Origin of the sequence: Streptomyces sp. NPDC046860, assembly GCF_040645115.1 — a bacterium.
Taxonomy (GTDB): Bacteria; Actinomycetota; Actinomycetes; order Streptomycetales; family Streptomycetaceae; genus Streptomyces.
Map to the genome: position 1 here is coordinate 207256 of NZ_JBEYXQ010000001.1, position 19012 is coordinate 226267.

Genomic DNA, 19012 nt, shown 5'->3' on the forward strand with positions numbered 1-19012 from the left:
CCTCGCTGACCTGCGCTTTCCACAGGCCAGGCGTCCGGTTGTCGGCGCCCGCCGCTAGCCTTCCCCGCATGCCCGCGCACCTCACCGACCCCGAACAGCTCAAAGAGCTGCTCGGCATCCCGTTCACCCCGGAGCAGACGGCCTGCATCATCGCGCCGCCCGCCCCGCAGGTGATCGTGGCCGGGGCCGGTTCGGGCAAGACCACCGTGATGGCCGCGCGCGTGGTCTGGCTGGTCGGCACCGGCCAGGTCGCCCCCGAGCAGGTGCTCGGCCTGACCTTCACCAACAAGGCGGCCGGCGAACTCGCCGAACGCGTCCGCAAGGCGCTGATCAAGGCCGGGATCACCGACCCGGACGCGATCGACCCCGACAACCCGCCCGGCGAGCCCGTCATCTCGACGTACCACGCCTTCGCCGGACGCCTCCTCACCGACCACGGCCTGCGCCTCGGCCTGGAGCCCAGCTCCCGGCTGCTCGCCGACGCCACCCGCTTCCAGCTCGCCGCGCGCGTGCTGCGCGAGGCGCCGGGCCCGTACCCGGCGCTGACCCGCTCCTTCGCCGACCTCGTCACCGACCTGCTCGCCCTCGACTCCGAGCTGTCCGAGCACCTGGTCGGCCCCGAGGAGCTGCGCGTCTGGGACGCCGATCTGACGACCACCCTGGCCGGGGTGAAGCTCAGCAACGCCGACCTGCGCAAGGTCCCCGAGACCCTCGCCGCGCGCGGCGAACTCGCCGGGCTCGTCCAGCGCTACCGGGCCGCCAAACGCGCCCGCGACCTGCTCGACTTCGGCGACCAGATCGCCCTGACGGCCCGCCTCGCCCGCATCCCCGAGGTGGGCCGCCTGCTGCGCGAGGAGTTCCGGGTCGTCCTGCTGGACGAGTACCAGGACACCTCCGTCGCCCAGCGCGTCCTGCTCGCCGGCCTCTTCGGCCAGGGCACCGGCCACCCCGTCACCGCCGTCGGAGACCCCTGTCAGGCCATCTACGGCTGGCGCGGCGCCTCCGTCGCCAACCTCGACGACTTCCCCGAGCACTTCGCCCGCGCCGACGGCACCCCCGCCGCCCGGCAGGCGCTCAGCGAGAACCGGCGCAGCGGCGGCCGCCTCCTCGACCTCGCCAACGGCCTCGCGGAGCCCCTGCGCGCCATGCACGCGGGCGTGGAGGCACTCCGGCCCGCCCCCGGCGCCGAGCGCGACGGCCTGGTCCGCTGCGCCCTGCTGCCCACCCACGCCGAGGAGATCGACTGGCTGGCCGACTCCCTCGCCCACCTCGTGCGCACCGGCACCCCGCCCGGCGAGATCGCCGTCCTGTGCCGCACCGCCACCGACTTCGCGGAGATCCAGGGAGCCCTGGTCGCCCGTGACGTGCCGGTGGAGGTCGTCGGGCTGTCCGGGCTGCTGCACCTGCCCGAGGTCGCCGACCTGGTCGCCGTCTGCGAGGTGCTCCAGGACCCCGGCGCCAACGCCGCCCTGGTCCGGCTGCTCACCGGCCCGCGCTGGCGCGTCGGCCCGCGCGACCTGGCGCTGCTCGGCCGCCGCGCCCGGCTGCTCGTCGCCCACGCGCGCGTGGACGGCGACGACGACCCCGACCGCCGGCTCGCCGAGGCCGTGGAAGGCGTCGACCCCTCCGAGGTCACCTCGCTCGCGGACGCCCTGGACACCTTCCTGGAGACCTCCTTCGGCACCGACGGGTACGACGACGACCTGCCGTTCTCCCCGGACGCGCGCGTGCGCTTCGCCCGCCTCGCCGCCGAGCTGCGCGACCTGCGCCGCAGCCTGTCCGACCCGCTGATGGACGTGCTGCACCGGGTGCTCGCCGTCACCGGCCTGGAGGTAGAGCTGTCGGCGTCCCCGCACGCGCTGGCCGCCCGCCGCCGCGAGACCCTGTCCAACTTCCTCGACGTCGCCGCCTCCTTCGCCGCGGGCGACGGCGAGGCCACCCTGCTGGCCTTCCTCGCCTTCCTGCGCACCGCCGCCCAGTACGAGAAGGGCCTCGACAACGCGCTGCCCGGCGGCGAGAACACCGTCAAGGTGCTCACCGCGCACAAGTCCAAGGGGCTGGAGTGGGACGTGGTCGCCGTCCCCGGCCTGGTCAAGGGCACCTTCCCCAGCGGCCAGGGGCGCGAGAAGTGGACCGCGCAGGCCAAGGTGCTCCCGCACGCCCTGCGCGGCGACACCGCCACCCTGCCCGACGTCGACTCCTGGGACGCCAAGGGGATCAAGGGCTTCCACGAGGCCATGAAGGAGCACCAGCACACCGAGGAGCTCCGCCTCGGCTACGTCACCTTCACCCGCCCCCGCTCCCTGCTGCTCGGCTCCGGCCACTGGTGGGGACCCAGCCAGAAGAAGCCGCGCGGCCCCTCCGACTTCCTCCAGGCCCTCCACGACCACTGCGCCGCCGGGTACGGCGAGACCGAGGTGTGGGCGGACGCGCCCGAGGAGGACGAGGAGAACCCCGCCCTGCACACCGGCACCGCCGAGCAGGCGTGGCCGCTGCCCCTGGACGACCTCGCCCTGCAACGCCGCCACCGGGCCGCCCGCGCCGTCCGCGCCCACCTGAGCACCCCGCCCGCCGCCCCGGTACCGTACGACGACCCCGAGTGGCCCACCGAGCCACCGGAGGACGACGAGCCCTACGACGCCTTCGACGAGCCCGGCGACCAGGAGTGGCTGAGCGGCGACCGCCCACCCGTGTCCGTCCCGCACCAGGCGTCCGCTCCCGAGCCGCTCACCCCGGAGGAGGCCCGCGCCGTGGCCTCCTGGGACCGGGACCTCGACGCCCTCGCCGGTGAACTGATGCGCGCCCGCCGCAGCGTCATCGACGTACCGCTGCCCGCCGTCCTCACCGCCACCCAGATGCTCCGGCTGGCCGAGGACCCCGACGGGCTCGCGCAGGAACTCGCGCGCCCCATGCCGCGCCCCCCGCAGCCCGCCGCACGCCGCGGCACCCGCTTCCACGCCTGGGTGGAGTCCCGCTACGAGGAGCTGACGCTGCCCCTGCTGGACCCGGACGACCTGCCGGGCACCGACGCCGAGATCGCCGACGAGGCCGACCTCGAAGCCCTCAAGGAAGCGTTCGAGCGCACCGAGTACGCCCGGCGCACGCCCTACCGGGTCGAGGTCCCCGTACAGCTCACCCTCGCCGGACGGGTCGTACGCGGCCGGATCGACGCCGTCTACCGGACCGGCGAGGGCCAGGACGCCACGTACGAGATCCTCGACTGGAAGACCGGCCGCACGCGCGGCGCCGACCCCCTCCAGCTCGCCGTCTACCGGCTGGCCTGGGCCGAGCAGCAGGGCGTACCGCCCGAATCGGTCACGGCCGCGTTCCTGTACGTGCGCACCGGCGAGGTCGACCGCCCGGACCCGCTGCCCGGCCGGGAGGAGCTCGCGCGCCTGCTCGAAGGGGAACGAACCGGGGCGACGGGGACGCCGGGGTGTGACCAACCGCCCGCCGAGGATGTCCGCGCGGGCCGATAGGCTCGTGAGCATGAGCCAGACCCCGGACAGCGCCGTCCGCGCGTACATCGAGCGGCACCGCGCCGCCTTCCTCGACGACCTCGCCGCCTGGCTGCGCATCCCGTCCGTGTCCGCCCAGCCGGAACACGCGCCCGACGTCCGGCGCAGCGCCGACTGGCTCGCCGCGAAACTCACCGAGACCGGCTTCCCCGTCGCCGAGGTCTGGCCCACCGCCGGCGCCCCGGCCGTCTACGCAGAATGGCCCTCGGACGACCCCGAGGCCCCCACCGTGCTGGTCTACGGCCACCACGACGTCCAGCCCGCCGCCCGCGAGGACGGCTGGGACACCGACCCCTTCGAGCCCGTCGTGCGCGGCGACCGGCTCCACGCGCGCGGCGCCGCCGACGACAAGGGCCAGGTGTTCTTCCACACACTCGGCGTCCGCGCCCACCTCGCCGCGACCGGCCGTGAGACCCCGGCCGTCAACCTCAAGCTGCTGATCGAGGGCGAGGAGGAGTCCGGCTCCCCGAACTTCCGCGCCCTCGTCGAGGAGCACGCCGACCGGCTCGCCGCCGACGCGGTGATCGTCTCCGACACCGGCATGTGGTCCGAGGACACCCCCACCGTCTGCACCGGCATGCGTGGCCTCGCCGAGTGCGAGATCCGGCTGTACGGCCCCGACCAGGACATCCACTCCGGCTCCTTCGGCGGCGCCGTGCCCAACCCGGCCACCGCCGCCGCCCGCCTGGTCGCCGCCCTGCACGACGAGCACGGGCGGGTGGCCGTCCCCGGCTTCTACGACGGAATCGTGGAGCTGACCGACCGCGAGCGGGAACTCTTCGCCGAGCTGCCCTTCGACGAGGCCGAGTGGCTGCGCACCGCCAAGTCGCACGCCGCCCACGGCGAGGCCGGGTACAGCACCCTGGAGCGGATCTGGGCCCGCCCGACCGCCGAGGTCAACGGCATCGGCGGCGGCTACCAGGGCGCCGGGAGCAAGACGATCATCCCGTCCTCGGCCGTGGTGAAGCTGTCCTTCCGGCTCGTCGCCGGCCAGGACCTCGGCGCCGTCGAGAAGGCCGTGCGGGACTGGGCCGAGCGGCAGGCGCCCGCCGGAATCCGGCTGGAGACCGAGTTCAGCCCCGGTACGCGGCCCTGCCTCACCCCGCTCGACCACCCGGCGCTGGAGTCCGTGGCCCGCGCGATGGGCCGCGCCTTCGGAAAGCCGGTGCGCTTCACCCGCGAAGGAGGCTCCGGCCCCGCCGCCGACCTCCAGGAGGTGCTCGGCGCCCCGGTCCTCTTCCTCGGCATCTCCGTCCCCTCCGACGGCTGGCACGCGCCCAACGAGAAGGTCGAGCTGAACCTGCTGTTCAAGGGCGTCGAGGCCGGCGCCCACCTGTGGAGCGACCTCGCCGAGAACTGGCGTCCCGCCCCCTGAGGAGACCCGCCGTTCGGGAACGGCGCCGCGCGACGGGCACACTGGAAGGACCGCCCGGCCCGGCCGCCCCCGCCCAGGCCGCGGTGCCCCTGTCTCACGTCCCGCACGACCGACCGCCGAACCGAACCGTTCCATTGGGGGAGTTGGAAGCACCAGTGACCACCCGGACCGACCACACCGCTGACCGACCCATCTCGCTCACCGCCCCGAGCGGCATCGACCGGGCCGCCCACCACCGGCTCGACGAAGCCTGGCTCGCGGCGGCGTGGAGCCACCCCTCGACCCGCTGTTTCGTGGTCTCCGGCGGCCAGGTGCTCATCGACGAGACGCCCGACGGGCGTACCGAACTCGTCATGACCCCTTCCTTCGAGGCACCGCTGACCGAGGCCCACCGCTACTTCCTGGGCGAGGACGAGGACGGCGTCAGCTACTTCGCGCTCCAGAAGGACTCGCTGCCCGGCCGCATCGACCAGTCCGCCCGTCCCGCCGGGCTGCGCGAGGCGGGCCTGCTGCTCTCCCCGCGCGACGCCGGGCTGATGGTGCACGCGGTCGGCCTGGAGAACTGGCAGCGCACCCACCGCTTCTGCTCCCGCTGCGGCGAGCGCACCGTCATCGCCGCCGCCGGGCACATCCGCCGGTGTCAGGCCTGCGGCGCCGAGCACTACCCGCGCACCGACCCGGCCGTGATCATGGCGGTCACCGACGAGCAGGACCGCCTCCTGCTCGGCCGCCAGGTGCACTGGCCCGAGGGCCGGTTCTCCACGCTGGCCGGCTTCGTCGAGCCCGGCGAGTCCATCGAGCAGTCGGTGCGCCGCGAGGTCTTCGAGGAGGCGGGCATCACGGTCGGCGAGGTCGAGTACATCGCCAGCCAGCCCTGGCCGTTCCCGTCCAGCCTGATGCTGGGCTTCTTCGCCCACGCCACCTCCACGGACATCGACGCCGACGGCGAGGAGATCGAGGAGGCCCGCTGGTTCTCCCGCGACGAACTGGGCGCCGCCTTCGAGTCCGGCGAGGTGCTGCCGCCCTACGGCATCTCGATCGCCGCCCGGCTGATCGAGATGTGGTACGGCAAGCCGCTGCCGACCCGGAGCGCTTTCTAGACGCGAAGAACCCCGGCCGCCCGTGGACAGGGCGGCCGGGGTTCTTCCGTCAGGCAGAGGTCAGGCGCCGAGCGCCTGCTTCACCTGGGCGAGGCTCGGGTTGGTCATGACGACCTCGGAGCCGCCCGCGGAGGGCACCACACGCACGGTCGGCACCGTCTGGTTGCCGTCGTTCGCCTTCTCCACGAACGCGGCGGACTCGGGGTCGTGCTCGATGTTGATCTCGGTGAAGGGGATGCCCTCCCGGTCGAGCTGGCCCTTCAGCCGTCGGCAGTAACCGCACCAAGTCGTGCTGTACATCGTCACAGTGCCCTGCATGTCTCGCGCTCCTCAGGCGGCCGGGGGGTACGTCTCTACGTCGTGCACAGGGCAAACGTGCGGGAGCGGGTACGAATTCCCGCCGGTGTGACCCCCGCCGCACCGGACGCTGTGACCCCCGCCGCATAAGTACGACTGTCGGAGCCCGCCTGTGGACAACCGACGCGGCGGTCCCGGACGACCTGGCAGCATGGCTGTGTGACAGCAGCAACGTCCTCCCCCCTCTTCCCGCGGACCCCGGAGTCGGCCGACGCGGTGCTCGAAGGGCTCGACCCCGAGCAGCGCGAGGTCGCCACCGCCCTGCACGGGCCGGTGTGCGTCCTGGCCGGAGCGGGCACGGGCAAGACCCGCGCGATCACCCACCGGATCGCCTACGGGGTGCGCTCGGGCCTCCTCGCGCCCTCCAGCGTGCTCGCCGTCACCTTCACCAACCGCGCCGCGGGCGAGATGCGCGGCCGGCTGCGCCAGCTCGGCGCCCAGGGCGTGCAGGCCCGCACCTTCCACTCCGCCGCGCTCCGCCAGCTCCAGTACTTCTGGCCGAAGGCGATCGGCGGCGGCATGCCCCGCCTGGCCGACCGCAAGATCCAGCTCGTCGCCGACGCGGCCGCCGCCTGTGGGCTGCGCCTGGACCGGGGCGAGCTGCGGGACGCCACCGCGGAGATCGAGTGGTGCAAGGTCACCCAGACCGTCCCGGCCGACTATCCGTACGCGGCAGTGAAGGCCGGCCGCGAGACCCCGCGCGATCCGGCCGAGATCGCCCACCTCTACGCGGCCTACGAGAACCTCAAGCGCGACCGCTCCGTCATCGACTTCGAGGACGTGCTGCTGCTCACCGTCGCCGTCCTCCAGGACCGGCACGACATCGCCGACCAGGTACGCGCCCAGTACCAGCACTTCGTCGTGGACGAGTACCAGGACGTCAGCCCGCTCCAGCAGCGGCTGCTCGAACTCTGGCTCGGCGAGCGCGACAGCCTGTGCGTCGTGGGCGACGCCAGCCAGACGATCTACTCGTTCACGGGCGCAACGCCCGACCATCTCCTCGACTTCCGGCTGCGCCATCCCGGTGCCACCGTCGTCAAGCTCGTGCGCGACTACCGCTCCACCCCCCAGGTGGTCCGCCTCGCCAACGGCCTGCTCGCCCAGGCCCACGGCCGCGCCGCCGACCACCGGCTGGAACTGGTCTCCCAGCGCACCGCCGGACCCGAACCCGTCTACACCGAGTACACCGACGAGCCCGCCGAGGCCGAGGGCGCCGCCCGCCGCATCCGCGAGCTGATCGCCGCCGGGACCCCGGCCGCCGAGATCGCCGTCCTGTTCCGCACCAACTCCCAGTCCGAGACCTACGAGCAGGCCCTCGCCGACGCCGGCGTTCCCTACCAGCTGCGCGGCGCCGAGCGCTTCTTCGACCGGCCCGAGGTGCGCAAGGCGGGCGTCGCCCTGCGCGCCGCCGCCCGCTTCGGCGGCAACGACTCCCTGCTGGACGAGGCGGTCGACCTGCCCTCCCAGGTGCGCGCGGTGCTCTCCGGCGAGGGCTGGAGCAGCGCACCCCCGGCCGGCTCCGGCGCCGTCCGCGAACGCTGGGAGTCGCTGGCCGCGCTGGTCGCCCTCGCCCACGACTTCAGCGCCGCCCACCCGGGGGCCACCCTCGGCGACCTGGTCGCCGAACTGGACGAACGGGCCAGTGCCCAGCACGCCCCGACCGTCCAGGGCGTCACCCTCGCCTCCCTGCACGCCGCCAAGGGCCTGGAGTGGGACGCCGTCTTCCTGGTCGGCGTCGCCGAGGGCATGCTGCCCATCACCTACGCCAGGACCGACGAGCAGATCGAGGAGGAACGCCGCCTCCTCTACGTCGGCGTCACCCGCGCGCGGGAGAGCCTCCACCTCTCCTGGTCCCTCGCCCGCTCACCCGGCGGCAGGGCGGGCCGGAAGCCGAGCCGCTTCCTGGACGGACTGCGCCCCGGCTCCACCGCCACCGTGGGCCGCGCCGCGACCGGCGCCGGCGGCGTCGAGCGCGGCACCCTCGGCGGCCTCCCGGCCGCCCCCCGGCGCGCCCAGCGCACCCCGGCCCGCTGCCGGGTCTGCGGACGCACCCTCACCGACGCGGGCGAGATGAAGCTGATGCGGTGCGAGGACTGCCCCTCCGACATGGACGAGGGGCTGTACGAGCGCCTGCGCGCCTGGCGGGCCCTCGAAGCGGGGCAGAGCGGGCAGCCGGACTTCTGCGTCTTCACCGACCGGACCCTCATGGCGATCGCCGAGACCCGGCCCGACTGCGCCGCCGAACTCTCCCGCATCCCCGGCGTCCTGGACCGCAAGCTGCGCCGCTACGGCCCCGACGTTCTGGCCATCTGCGCAGGTCAGGAAGTCGGTGCGGACCCATTGGGCACCGCTTCGACGATTGATCGGAACTCGTCGGAAAAATAGTTTGCGCCCGCGCCGCGAATCCCCATAGGTTCTAGGCACGGAAACGGCGGCCTTCTCGAAGGCTGTGATTCCGTGCTGTACTTCTTTATCCGACGACCGGTTCCACCGGTCCCCAAGCGCCGAGAGGAGGCGAGCCCAGTGATCAGCATCCAGACCATCATCAGCCCGGTCCACATGACCGATCGTCCGGCCGTCTCCCTGTGCGTGTTCGGCGCTCCCTCCCAGGCCACCGGTCTGTCCGGCATCCGTGCCGACCGCCCGGCGTCCTCCCTGCACCTCGCGGATCTTCCCGTCCGTGAGCGCAACGAGCGACCGACCAAGGCACTGGCAGCGGTAGAGGCACAGGCGCAGGGCGCCTATGCCTTCACGGCGACCGGTGCCGGATTCCGGAAGCAGACGCAGCACCCCCAGATGTGGGCCTTCCGTGGGCCAGAACCCTGGAGTGATCCAGCCTGATCGCCGATCAGGCAGGCGCCTTCAGGGCCGCGGAACCCCATCCGGGAACCGCGGCCCTTCTGTTTTCCCCGAACAGGGAGAACACCAGAAGGCGCCACGGGACAAGAGAAGAACCCGGTACCCAGCCGACACCCGGTCCACAGGCCGGACGACCAGACGAGGAAAACACCCCGTGCAACTCGAAGCGCACGCCCCGTCAGTACCGCCCTCACAAGCGATCACTCAGCTCGGCTCCACGGAGGACCCCGCCTTGCTCCCCCTCACCGCGCTCACCGCGCTCACCGCGCTCGACGACGCCATCGAGAACCTCGGCGTGCCCGTCCCCTGCCGTTCCTACGACCCGGAGGTCTTCTTCGCCGAGTCGCCGGCCGACGTCGAGTACGCCAAGTCGCTCTGCCGCACCTGCCCGCTCGTCGAGGCCTGCCTCGCCGGCGCCAAGGAGCGGCGCGAGCCGTGGGGCGTCTGGGGCGGGGAGCTGTTCGTCCAGGGTGTCGTCGTCGCCCGGAAGCGGCCCCGAGGCCGCCCGCGCAAGAACCCGGTCACGGCATGAACATCGCCGGCATGAACACCGCAGGAACGATCGACCGTCCCCTCACGCACGACCCCAAGAAGCAGGCCCCGATGAAGCCGTCCACCAGCGAGCCCACCGGCTCGGCGACCCCAGACCTCGACACCCGTGGCGTGACAGGCTCGCGCCAGAAGAACAGGACCCGAGAGATGCAACTCATCCCAGAAGCCCTCGCTCGTGCGCATATGCACGAGCGCCTGCACGACGCTCAGCGGGAGCGCCGGGCCGTGAGCCTGGTCACCGCGCGGCGGATGCAGCGCCGGGCCGAGCGCGCCTCGCTGCGCGCCCGCCGTGCGCTCGCCGTCGCCGTCATGCAGTAGGCGCCGCCCTCGACGCGCACCGAGCGCACCCACCCGAAGCGGTGGCCTCCCCTTCAGGGGGAGGCGAAGACTTCCCCAGGGGGCCGGTCCGGCCGAACGGACCGGCCCCCTGGGCGTGCCGGGCGACGAACCCGACGCCCGACGCCCGCCTCCCGCCTGCGCTTACGCCTCCGCCGCGGGCGCCTCCGCCAGTTCCTCCTCACCGTCGGCCACGGCGGCCTCCTCCTCGCCTGGCTCCGTCCGCGCCGCGTCCGGACCGAAGCCCGGCAGCCACTCCTCCAGCTCCTCCCGGAGCCGGACCGTCGCCCCCAGCTGGCACAGCACACCGATGGTGCTCAGCGTCACCCGGTGGATCAGCAGATACGACGGCGGCAGATTGAGCTGCTTGCCGAGCTGGTACGCGGGGGAGCGGGGGTCGGCGACCCGGGCCGCCTGGCCGCGCATCCACGAGCGGGTGAAGGTGAAGGTGTCCACCTGGGCGGGCTCGATGATCGGCAGCAGGTAGTCGAGGACGGCGTCGGGGTCCAGATCCATGGACTCCTTGATGAAGCCCTCCTCGCACAGCATCTCGTAGACCGGCTCGGCGTCTCCGTCCAGCGTCATCCGCAGCGCCACCCCGATCGGCGAGGGCAGCCCGCCGGGGAGCCGGTCGACCGTCCCGAAGTCCAGTACACCGAGGCGCCAGCCGTCCGCGCCGTCCGGTCCCACCGGCAGCAGCCGGAAGTTGCCCGGATGCGGGTCGGCGTGCAGCAGACCGGTGCGGGCCGGACCGGAGAAGAGGAAACGCGCCAGCAACTGCCCGGCCCGGTCGCGCTGTTCCTCCGTACCGCCGGAGATGACCTCCGACATCGGGATGCCGTCGATCCACTCGGTCACCAGCACCTGGTCGCACTGGTGCACCACCGCCGGGACCAGCACGTCAGGGTCGTCCGCGAACTCCGCCGCGTGCGCGGCCTGCGCCTGCGCCTCCAGTTCGTAGTCCAGCTCCTCGCAGACGCGGTCCTTCAGCTCCGCGATCAGCGGCTTGATGTCCATGCCGGGGATCAGCGGCCCCAACAGGCGGACGAAGCGGCTGAGTTGGTTCAGGTCCGACAGCAGGGCCTCACCGGCGCCGGGGTACTGGACCTTGACCGCCACCTCCCGGCCGTCGCGCCACACCGCCCGGTGCACCTGCCCGATGGAGGCCGCCGCCGAGGGCTTGTCCTCGAACTCCAGGAACAGCTCACGCCAGTCCTCGCCCATCCGCTCCGCCAGCACCGCGTGCACCGTGCGGGTCGGCATCGGGGGCGCGGCCTCCTGGAGCTTGGTCAGCGCGGCGCGGTAGGGCCCGGCGACCTCCTCGGGCAGCGCGGACTCGAAGACGGACAGGGCCTGCCCGAACTTCATCGCGCCCCCCTTCAGCTCACCGAGGACCTTGAAGAGCTGCTCGGCCGTCCGCTGCTGAAGTTCCCGGCCGACGAGTTCCGCCGACTCGCCCACGATCCGCTTGCCCAGCCCCCAGGTGGCCCGGCCGGCGAAGCCGAGCGGGAGCGCGGCGAGCTTCGCGGTCCGGGTGACCGCCTTCCGGGGAAGATCAGACATGCGCCCTCCAAGTCCCTGTCGGCCGCGCCGCGCCGGTCTCGCGTCGCCGCTCGGCCGACGGCCGTTGCACCGCCATTGTCGCGCGCGGCAGCCCTCGCGTTGAGGAGTGCTCCCCCTCGGCTTTCTCCCCGGTGCGTGCCGGGGTGCTTCCCCTCCTTCTCTCCTTCGCCCCGCAGCCGCATGCCGGATGCGGGGCGACGGGGCGAGCCTCCCAGGTCAGAGTGGGTAGAGACGCCTCCCAGCGGGTGCCGGTGGCGGCCGGGGAGGCCCCGTCGAGGAAGCTCAACGCGTGGGCCGCGGCAAGCCCCGCCACCGCCGTGGCCAGGGTCAGATCGCAGGCGCCCACCCGGCGCGCCCTGCCGGAGCGCCACTGGGTGATCAGCCGGGGCCACGCCGGGTCCTCGTCGGTGCGGTGCTGCTGGAGACAGCCCGCGCACCCCGTCCGGCCCGGCAGCACCAGCGGCCCGACCACACCCGTGCCCTCCACCACGCCCGCGTAGAGGTGCGGGGTCCCGGAGATCATGAACGGCTCGGCGAGGAAGGGGTCCGGCGCGTGCACCGCCACGTCGTCGCGCGGCGCGAGCACCACCAGGGACAGGCCCGGCTCGTCCGGGCCGGGAGCGGAGAGCCGGCCACCGCGGACCCGGCGCGGCGGCCGGTCCGGGGCCGCGCGGCGCACGGCCGTGCGAGCCGCCTCGTCCCGCCGCTCGCCCACCGCCTCGGCCGGCAGCCCGCCGGGCGCCACGTCCCACGCCTGCACCCGGCCGGTGTCGCGCACGTCGACCTCGCCCACCCCGGCCCCGGACAGCAGCGCCGCCAGCACGGAACCCACCCGGCCCGCGCCGAGGACCCGCACCCGCAGAGCACGCCGGGCGGCGAGGCGGGCCAGCGCCCCGCCCGGCTTCGCCGTGGTCAGCGACAGCGAGGCGAGATCCGGGCGCAGCCGCTCCAACGCCTCCCCTCTCTCCCGCAGCGCGGTCGCGGCCGGGGAGCGGTCCCGCGTGTCGTCGAGCAGCCCGGCCCGGCCCAGCCGCCGCACCAGCCGGTCGGCGTGCCCCTCCGGGAGGTCCAGCCGCCGGGCCTCCTCCCGCAGCAGCGGTACGTCGCGGGTGCCGTCGAGCAGGTCGAGGAAGCCGGCCGTGGCCAGATCCACCGGGCCCAGCGTGATCGCGTGCGCCGGGGTCATGCCGAACTGCACGGTGCCGAGATCGCGCCAGCCGCGCCGCAGCGCCGGCTTCACCATCGGATGCATGACGGCCCCCGTCTCCCAGGTCTCGCGCACGCCCGGCCGGGCATGCGTCCGTTCTTCCCTCGCATACGTCGGCCGAGCCGGTCCCGCTCGCTCCGACGACAGCCAGCATGGCCGGGTTCCGGAAAGCGTGCCGAGAGTTGTCCACAGGCACGGGGTGATCGTCGTACGAGCTGCCCGGAGGGTGAACCGGCTGTCCACAGGTCCGGCCCGTCGTCGGTGCGGGCGGGTACTTTCGGAGCGTGCCCATCGAACCCGCCGAACAGCAGCCGTCCACCGCGCACGGCCCCGTCGAGGTCCGCCGCAGCGACCGGCGCCGCCGGACCGTCTCCGCGTACCGCGACGGCGACCGCACCGTCGTCCTGATCCCCGCCCGCATGTCGAAGGCGGAGGAGCGGCGGTGGGTCACCGCCATGCTCGACCGGCTCGCCGCCAAGGAGGCCAGGCGGACCGCGCCCGGCGGGGACGCCGGGCTGACCGAGCGCGCCGAGCGGTTGTCCCGGCGGTACTTCGAGGGCCGGGCCAAGCCCAGTTCGGTGCGCTGGGTGACCAACCAGAACACCCGCTGGGGCTCGTGCACCCCTGCGGAGGGCACCATCCGGCTCTCGCACCGGCTGCGGTCGATGCCCGAGTACGTCGTCGACTACGTGCTCTGCCACGAGCTGGCGCACCTGCTGGTGCCCGGTCACGGACCGGACTTCTGGGCGCTGTTGGAGCCGTACCCGCGCACCGAGCGGGCCCGCGGCTATCTGGAGGGCGTGGCCGCCGCCGCACGGCTGCCCGAGGACACCGACGACGAGGAGGTGTGAGCACCGGGACGCGGTTCTGTACCGGGTGTGTACCGGCTGAGGCCGATGTCGGTATTTGCGGTTAGCCTGACGCGACGTACTAGCTTTCGGGACGGGGGACGGACGTAACGTATGTCCAGGGAATTCCAACGCGGCCACAAGGCCAGGATCATTGACCTCACCGCGGGTACGGATCTGTACGTGGGTGTGCAGATCTCCGCTCCCGGACTGAGCTTCGACATCACCTGCTTCGGCCTCGACGCCGACGAACGCCTCTCCGACGACCGGTACTTCGTCTTCTTCAACCAGCCGAAGTCGCCCGAGGAGTCCATCCAGCTCCTGGGCGCGCAGGCCGGCGACACCGAGTCGTTCCGGGTCACGCTGGACCGGATTCCGGCGCAGATCCACAAGCTGTCGTTCACCGCGACCATCGACGGCGACGGACAGATGTCCCGGATCGCGCCCGGCTATCTGCGCATCGTCGCGGGCGGCGAGGAGGTGGCGCGGTACTCCTTCACCGGCGCCGAGTTCTCCACCGAGCGGGCCGTCATGCTGGGCGACCTCTATCTCAAGGACGTGTGGCGCTTCGCCGCGGTCGGACAGGGCTTCGACGGTGGCCTGGAGGCCCTGCTGAAGAACTTCGGCGGCGAGGTGGAGGAGGAAGAGACGCCCGCCCCGGCCCAGCCGGAGCCCGCCGCCCCCGGCTTCGCGCCGCCCGCCTTCGCGGTCCCCTCCGGACCGGCCACGCCCCCTGCTCCCCAGGCGTTCGCCCCGCCCCCGGCGCCCCGGCCCGACGTGCACGCGGCGCCCACCCTGGTCGAACCCCTGACCCCGCCCGCCGGGACCGTCCCGCCGCCCGCGGCCCACGGCCACCCGGCCCCGCCGGGCGCGCCCCTGGCACCGGGCCCGGGCCTGCCCCCGGCCGCGCCGCTGCCGCCCGGCTACGGCCCCACGCCCTCCCACGGCGGACAGCCCTCCCACGGCGGGCAGCCGCCCACCGCCCCCATGCCCCCCGGATACGCCTCGGTCCCCGGCCAGGCCACCCCGTCCTACGGCGTCCCCCAGGGCACGCCCCAGGGACCGGCCGGAGTGAGCGCCGCGCTCCAGAAGTTCAAGGAGGCGCCCACCGGGCAGCGCTGGACCCAGCAGAACGAGAAGCTGATCCGCGTCGACCTCGGCGCGGGCGGCCAGCCGGTGCTGGCCCGGCAGGGCAGCATGGTGCTCTACCAGGGCAAGGTGGACTTCAACTACAAGGGCGCCGGATTCGCCGGGCGGATCGTGGGCAACGCCACCGGCCAGGAGATGCAGTTGATGCGCTGCACCGGCCAGGGTCAGGTCTTCCTCGCCGACGAGTCCACCCACCTCCACCCCATCGAGCTCCAGGGCGACGCGATCTGCGTCTCCGCCGAGAACGTCCTCGCCTTCGACGAGAGCCTCCAGTACGAGGTCCGCCGTATCGAGGGCCACGGCATCCCCGGCGGAGCGCTGTTCACCATGCAGTTCCAGGGCACCGGCACGCTCGTCGTCAAGACCCACGGCACGCCCGTCGTGCTGCCCGTGACGCCCACGACCTTCGCCGACTGCCACGCCGTCGTCGCCTGGTCCGCGGCCTCGCAGGTGATCGTCTCCAGCCAGGTCCGGATGCGCCGCAACTCCTACGCGGGCGACACCGGGGAGAGCGTGAACCTTCAGTTCCGGGGCGCGCCCGGCAACTTCATCGTCGTCCAGCCGTACGAGGTCTGAGGGAGCCCGTCATGAACCAGCCGCTCGCGGGCTTCGCCCCCGCACCCGTCACCGCCCGCATGGAGAACCACGGCAGCCACATGCTGAAGGTCGCCCTGCAGACCGGCAACGACCTCCTCGCCCGCGTGGGCTCGATGATCGCCTACGAGGGCTTCATCCAGTACGAGCCCAACCCGCCCGCCGTGCGCCAGATCGCCCGCGACTGGATGACCGGCGAGGGCGCCCCGCTGATGAAGTGCTCCGGCGACGGCCTGCTCTACCTCGCCGACTACGGCGCCGACGTCGTCGTGATCAACCTCAACGGCGACGGCATCTCCGTCAACGCCACCAACCTGCTCGCCTTCGACGCCGGGCTCACCTGGAGCGTCGAACGGGTCAAGGGCCTCGCCAAGTTCGCCGGTCAGGGCCTGTGGAACACCCGGATCTCCGGGCAGGGCTGGGTCGCGCTGACCTCGCGCGGCACCCCCATCGTCGTGGACTGCGGCGGTGGCGAGGACGAGACCTACGTCGACCCGGACGCGCTCGTGGCGTGGTCCCCGAACCTCAAGGTGAAGGGCAAGCGCAGCTTCAAGGCGCAGTCGCTGATCGGCCGGGGCAGCGGCGAGGCGTACCAGATGGCCTTCTCCGGGCAGGGCATCGTCGTCGTGCAGCCCAGCGAGGACAGCACCGACCGCCTCCGGTTCCGGGGCTGAGGGGGAGAACCGACACCATGCAGAGCCCGCTTTTCGCGCACAACGACATCCAGACCCAGGAACGCTGGAGCCTGCAGAACGCGCAGATGCTCCGCGTCACCCTGCAGGGTCACGACGACCTGCTCGCCCGCAAGGGCACCATGGTCGCCTACCAGGGCATGGTCGAGTTCGACGCCGAGTACCAGGGCCAGGGCCGGCGCCGGGCACGGGCGCACACCGGCGAGGGCCTGGACCTGATGCGCTGCCACGGCCAGGGCACCGTCTACCTCGCCAACCTCGCCCAGCACGTCCACCTCCTGGACGTCGAGCAGGACGGCCTGACGGTCGACAGCTCCTACGTCCTCGCCATGGACTCCTCGCTGCACCACGAGGTCATCGCCGTGGACAGCCTCTACGGCATCTCCGGCTCCGGGAAGTACCAGCTCAACATCACCGGCCGTGGCAAGGTCGCCCTGATGACGTCCGGCGCGCCCCTGCTGATGCGGGTCACGCCCGACCGCTACGTCAACTGCGACGCGGACGCCATCGTCGCCTGGTCCACCTCGCTGCGGGTGCAGATGCAGGCGCAGACCCACTCCGCCGGGGTGTGGCGGCGGCGCGGCAGCACCGGAGAGGGCTGGGAGCTGAGCTTCATGGGCTCCGGGTTCGCCCTGGTGCAGCCCAGCGAACTGCTGCCGCCGCAGCACGCGCAGATCGGCGGCGGAGTCGCGGCCCAGTTCGGCATGGGCCAGCAGGGCGCGCGCGGGCAGAACCAGGGCAACGTCTGGAGCTGACGGCACGCGAAGGGCGGCCGCGCCGGCGGCCGCCCTTCACCTGTTCACGTAAGAGCCGCACCCGTTCACGTACGGGCCTCTCCCGCTCACGCACGGGCCGCGCTCAGAGCCGGGCGCGGGTGGCCTCCAGCAGCCGCACCACCGAGTCGTCGGCCACGCCGGCGACCTCGTCGTAGCCGAACCAGCGCAGGTCCAGCGACTCGTCGCTGATCGCGTGCTCGGCGCCGCGCGGGGCCAGGACCGCGTACTGCACGTCGTGGTGCCAGTGGCAGGGCGCCGGGATCGGGTGGCGGTCCAGCCGGACCGGGCCGCCGGGCAGCAGGGTCAGACCGCCGATGCCGGACTCCTCCGTCGCCTCGCGCAGCGCCGCGGCCGCCACCGAGGTGTCGCCCGGCTCGCAGTGGCCGCCCATCTGCAGCCACATCCGCAGCTTCTTGTGCAGGGTGAGCAGCACCCGGCCGTGCTCCGGGTCGATCACCAGGGCGCTGGCCGTGAGGTGACCCGCGTGGCAGGACTTCCACATGCCGTCCGGGTGGGCGGCCAGGTGGGCCAGGTAGGCGTCACGCAGCTCGGGCTGGTCCTCGTACCCCTTGAGCACGAGGACCGCGTCGTCGTACAGGCTCACTCGGTCTCGTCGCCCATGGTCTCGTCGCCCTTGTTCTCGTCCTCGCCCTTGTTCCCGTCCTTCTTCAGGTCGGGCTTCTGGACGCCGCCGCCCGCGGCCTCGCCGAGCATCTTGTCCAGCTCGGAGAAGTCCATCTGCTCGCGGTGGACGAAGCCGTCCGGGTCGTCCAGGTCGGTGGCCGTCGGCAGCATGTCCGGGTGGTGCCACAGGTCGTCCCGGCCGTCCACGCCGCGCGCGTCCGTGAGCGAGGCCCACAGGCGGGAGGCGTCGCGCAGCCGGCGCGGGCGCAGCTCCAGACCGATCAGCGTGGCGAAGGTCTGCTCCGCCGGACCGCCGCTCGCGCGACGGCGGCGCAGCGTCTCGCGCAGCGCGTCGGCGGAGGACAGCCGGGGCTTCGCGGCCGCGTGGACCACCGCGTCCACCCAGCCCTCGACCAGGGCGAGCGCCGTCTCCAGCCGGGCCAGGGCCGCCTTCTGCTCGGGCGTGTCCTCGGGCTGGAACATGCCCTGCTGCAGCGCGTCCTGAAGCTGCTCGGGGTTCTGCGGGTCGAACTGGCCGACCACGTCCTCCAGCTTCGCGGTGTCGACCTTGATCCCGCGCGCGTACCCCTCGACCGCGCCGAACAGGTGCGAGCGCAGCCACGGCACGTGTGCGAACAGACGCTGGTGAGCCGCCTCGCGCAGGGCGAGGTACAGCCGCACCTCCTCCGCCGGGACGCCCAGGTCCTTGCCGAACGCCTCCATGTTGACCGGGAGGAGCGCGGCCTTGCCCGCGGGGCCCAGCGGCAGGCCGATGTCGCTCGAACCGACGACCTCGCCCGCGAGCACGCCGACCGCCTGCCCGATCTGGGTGCCGAACATGGCGCCGCCCATCGAACGCATCATGCCGATCAGCGGGCCCGCCATGGCCTGCATCTCCTCCGGCAGGACGTCGCCCATGGCCGCGCCGACCCGCTCGGCGACCGGGTCGACCAGTTCCTTCCAGGCCGGCAGGGTCGCCTCGACCCACTCCGCGCGCGACCAGGCCACGGCCGTGTTCGCGCCGGAGGGCAGCGAGGTCGCGTCGTCCAGCCACAGGTCGGCCAGGCGCACGGCCTCCTGGACCGCGGAGCGCTCGGAAGCACCGACGCTCGCGTCCTTGACGCCGTCCTGGGTGCCCTGCGCGACCGTCTGGCGGGCGATCTGCTTGGCCATGTCCCAGTTCACCGGGCCGCCCTCGTAGGAGAGCATCTGGCCGAGCTGCTGGAACGCCGCGCCCAAGTCGTTGGGGTTCAGGGAGCCGAACATCGCGGCGAGCGGGTTGTCGGCGCCGGGGCCGCCAAAGCCACCGGCTCCCGGCAGACCGCCGAAACCGAACGGGTTGGCCGGTCCCTGCCCACCACCGCTCTGCTGGTCCTTCTTCTTGCCCTCGTCGCCGTCGTCCGGCTCCTCCGGCGGAAGGCCGAATCCGAATGGGGTGTCACTCACGGGGTTCCTCGGCTGG

Annotated in this window: 16 protein-coding genes; 11 read left to right on the forward strand and 5 right to left on the reverse strand. The window is 73.2% G+C overall.

The features are described from left to right. Nucleotides 1-68 precede the first annotated feature (68 nt). From ABZ898_RS00985 to nudC, 3 genes are all read left to right on the forward strand, one after another. Entirely contained in the window at nucleotides 69-3479 is a 3411-nt protein-coding gene (locus ABZ898_RS00985; RefSeq protein ID WP_361651464.1) for an ATP-dependent DNA helicase, read from the forward strand. A 10-nt stretch (nucleotides 3480-3489) separates the two neighbouring features. Continuing rightward, nucleotides 3490-4893, forward strand: coding sequence for a dipeptidase (locus ABZ898_RS00990; RefSeq protein WP_361651465.1), 1404 nt, complete (start codon nucleotides 3490-3492; stop codon nucleotides 4891-4893). A gap of 155 nt (nucleotides 4894-5048) precedes the next feature. Continuing rightward, nucleotides 5049-5993 carry an NAD(+) diphosphatase gene (gene nudC / locus ABZ898_RS00995; protein ID WP_361651467.1) on the forward strand — a complete coding sequence of 315 codons (945 nt, stop codon included), beginning with the start codon at nucleotides 5049-5051 and terminating at the stop codon, nucleotides 5991-5993. A gap of 60 nt (nucleotides 5994-6053) precedes the next feature. On the opposite strand, the gene ABZ898_RS01000 is transcribed toward nudC, so the two are convergent. Then, nucleotides 6054-6311, reverse strand: a complete 258-nt coding sequence (locus ABZ898_RS01000) for a mycoredoxin (RefSeq protein ID WP_361651468.1) — start codon at nucleotides 6309-6311, stop codon at nucleotides 6054-6056. Nucleotides 6312-6446: 135 nt separating this feature from the next. Between ABZ898_RS01000 and ABZ898_RS01005 the strand changes: the two genes are divergently transcribed. The 4 genes from ABZ898_RS01005 to ABZ898_RS01020 all read left to right on the forward strand — a co-directional run bounded on the left by ABZ898_RS01005 (nucleotide 6447) and on the right by ABZ898_RS01020 (nucleotide 10079). Next, the gene (locus ABZ898_RS01005) at nucleotides 6447-8735 is read left to right on the forward strand and encodes an ATP-dependent DNA helicase UvrD2 (RefSeq protein WP_361652253.1); all 2289 of its coding nucleotides are present in this window, start codon (nucleotides 6447-6449) and stop codon (nucleotides 8733-8735) included. A gap of 138 nt (nucleotides 8736-8873) precedes the next feature. Beyond that, the gene (locus ABZ898_RS01010) at nucleotides 8874-9191 is read left to right on the forward strand and encodes a hypothetical protein (RefSeq protein ID WP_361651469.1); all 318 of its coding nucleotides are present in this window, start codon (nucleotides 8874-8876) and stop codon (nucleotides 9189-9191) included. Nucleotides 9192-9363: 172 nt separating this feature from the next. Further along, complete coding sequence (locus ABZ898_RS01015; RefSeq protein ID WP_350744648.1) at nucleotides 9364-9741, forward strand: WhiB family transcriptional regulator; 378 nt, start codon at nucleotides 9364-9366, stop codon at nucleotides 9739-9741. Nucleotides 9742-9752: 11 nt separating this feature from the next. Beyond that, on the forward strand, nucleotides 9753-10079 hold the full coding sequence (locus tag ABZ898_RS01020) for a hypothetical protein (protein ID WP_361651471.1): 327 nt from the start codon (nucleotides 9753-9755) through the stop codon (nucleotides 10077-10079). Between the two features lie 162 nt (nucleotides 10080-10241). On the opposite strand, the gene ABZ898_RS01025 is transcribed toward ABZ898_RS01020, so the two are convergent. Both ABZ898_RS01025 and ABZ898_RS01030 read right to left on the reverse strand, forming a co-directional pair. Then, nucleotides 10242-11660 carry an AarF/ABC1/UbiB kinase family protein gene (locus ABZ898_RS01025; RefSeq protein ID WP_361651472.1) on the reverse strand — a complete coding sequence of 473 codons (1419 nt, stop codon included), beginning with the start codon at nucleotides 11658-11660 and terminating at the stop codon, nucleotides 10242-10244. Next, nucleotides 11653-12912, reverse strand: coding sequence for a TOMM precursor leader peptide-binding protein (locus ABZ898_RS01030; protein WP_361651474.1), 1260 nt, complete (start codon nucleotides 12910-12912; stop codon nucleotides 11653-11655). The genes ABZ898_RS01025 and ABZ898_RS01030 overlap by 8 nt, the downstream gene beginning before the upstream one ends. 239 nt (nucleotides 12913-13151) lie before the next feature. Between ABZ898_RS01030 and ABZ898_RS01035 the strand changes: the two genes are divergently transcribed. The 4 genes from ABZ898_RS01035 (at nucleotide 13152) to ABZ898_RS01050 (ending at nucleotide 16905) form a co-directional block, all read left to right on the forward strand. Then, entirely contained in the window at nucleotides 13152-13718 is a 567-nt protein-coding gene (locus ABZ898_RS01035) for a M48 family metallopeptidase (RefSeq protein ID WP_361651476.1), read from the forward strand. 111 nt (nucleotides 13719-13829) lie between these two features. Then, complete coding sequence (locus tag ABZ898_RS01040) at nucleotides 13830-15440, forward strand: TerD family protein (protein WP_361651478.1); 1611 nt, start codon at nucleotides 13830-13832, stop codon at nucleotides 15438-15440. 11 nt (nucleotides 15441-15451) lie between these two features. Next, entirely contained in the window at nucleotides 15452-16132 is a 681-nt protein-coding gene (locus tag ABZ898_RS01045; protein ID WP_361651479.1) for an AIM24 family protein, read from the forward strand. Nucleotides 16133-16149: 17 nt separating this feature from the next. After that, entirely contained in the window at nucleotides 16150-16905 is a 756-nt protein-coding gene (locus ABZ898_RS01050; protein WP_361651481.1) for an AIM24 family protein, read from the forward strand. Between the two features lie 103 nt (nucleotides 16906-17008). Here ABZ898_RS01050 and ABZ898_RS01055 read toward each other — a convergent pair whose 3' ends face one another. Further along, entirely contained in the window at nucleotides 17009-17530 is a 522-nt protein-coding gene (locus ABZ898_RS01055; RefSeq protein ID WP_361651483.1) for an NUDIX hydrolase, read from the reverse strand. Further along, entirely contained in the window at nucleotides 17527-18996 is a 1470-nt protein-coding gene (locus ABZ898_RS01060) for a zinc-dependent metalloprotease (protein ID WP_361651485.1), read from the reverse strand. Before ABZ898_RS01060 ends, ABZ898_RS01055 begins: the two co-directional genes overlap by 4 nt. Between the last annotated feature and the right edge of the window lie 16 nt (nucleotides 18997-19012).